Origin of the sequence: Levilactobacillus bambusae, from assembly GCF_003124125.1 — a bacterium.
GTDB lineage: Bacteria > Bacillota > Bacilli > Lactobacillales > Lactobacillaceae > Levilactobacillus > Levilactobacillus bambusae.
In genome coordinates this window covers 1-1300 of the sequence record NZ_QCXQ01000029.1, presented here as the reverse complement: position 1 = coordinate 1300, position 1300 = coordinate 1, and the positions used below count along the sequence as shown (strand labels likewise).

Annotated in this window: 2 protein-coding genes; both read right to left on the bottom strand. The window is 36.5% G+C overall.

Features of this window, described 5'->3' with window-relative positions; all coding sequences use genetic code 11:
- A partial coding sequence (locus tag DCM90_RS09765) for an Rgg/GadR/MutR family transcriptional regulator (protein ID WP_109251162.1) occupies positions 1-652 on the bottom strand: 652 nt, incomplete at its 3' end.
- Positions 653-1046: 394 nt separating this feature from the next.
- Positions 1047-1300: UDP binding domain-containing protein (locus DCM90_RS09760; protein WP_109251161.1), on the bottom strand; the 254-nt coding region annotated here is incomplete at its 5' end.

The following is a 1300-nucleotide window of genomic DNA, read 5'->3' as shown; positions in this document are numbered from 1 at the left end:
CAAAGATTGGGATATAAGAAAAAAGTTTGCGCTCCATGAGCTCTGAGATGATATTTAAGAGTCCTTGCTTCATATACAATCGATTGTGTACTAACTCTTTAAATTCTTTGGATTTTTCGAGTAAGGAGGTTGATAAAAAGATCAGATCTTGATTGCTCAAGAAGGGCAGAGTATTGCAAAAGAGATAGAGTTCAAACCAGGTCCAAGACTCGATAGCATAGAGATAGGTGGTCAAAAACTCGCTATCCTCCTCTGCTAGTGGGTAGCTTTTATTTAGTGAGTGGATGGCATCTTTGATCACGATGGCATTCAAACGACGATAGGTCTGCGCCATCTGTTCTTGATCGACTTCCTCCAATAGCTGCTCTAAAGCAGCTATATCCTGATGGGCAAAGCGATTCACAACCTTTCGACCGATTCGCATATGTGGAGATTCTTGATAGTTGTTGAGCTTGTGCCCAAACTCATCAAAGGTCACATTTATACCTTGGATAGCTAGAATCAACTTATCCGCAGACAGCATAGACTGCCCTAGTTCAAACTTGGACAACTGAGAAGCTGTTAGACCCTCACAAGCCACATCTGTCTGCTTAAGCTTTCTCGCCAAACGTAATTCCTTGTAAAATTCCCCCAGTTCCATTCTCTCAATCATCTGACCACCTCCTAGCTTTTGCATATTATATCATTATTTACAATCATTTGTCAAAATATTCTGATATTTAAGAGGGCAAAAAAGCCAGCCTTAAGCTGACTCTAAAAGGACCGAGCCTTGTACAATACAGAACTCAATCCTCGTTCTAAATAGAATGTCTAACTTTTTTGGGCAGTACACGAGCTTGGGGAACAGCCACTGGAACGATGAGGTGTGAGCTCAAAATATCCTCCAGTTATGTTTTTCCTAATAGTATACCGGAAGAGTGAAAGGATTTTATAATGGAGCGGTTACAAAGAACCTACTTTCTATTAAACAGTATACTATGAAAATGTGAAAATTTAACATTTTTTTGTACAAATTTTATAAATTATTGCCTTTTTAATATCAATAGTTAATCTCTTATCCAGATCCCCCTTGTGTAAACTTTATCTTTATAAGCTTCAAGGCCCCTATCCCATCTATTTGCAACAATTAGATCACTTTGTTTTGTAAATAGTTCAAAATTCTTTTCAATAATTACGTTATCTATACTAACGTTTAAATTTGGTTCATATACTAAAATTTTTATACCGACAATCAATAGTTCATTAATTATACTTAAAATAGCTGACTCTTTGTAATTATCTGAATTATATTTCATCCCCA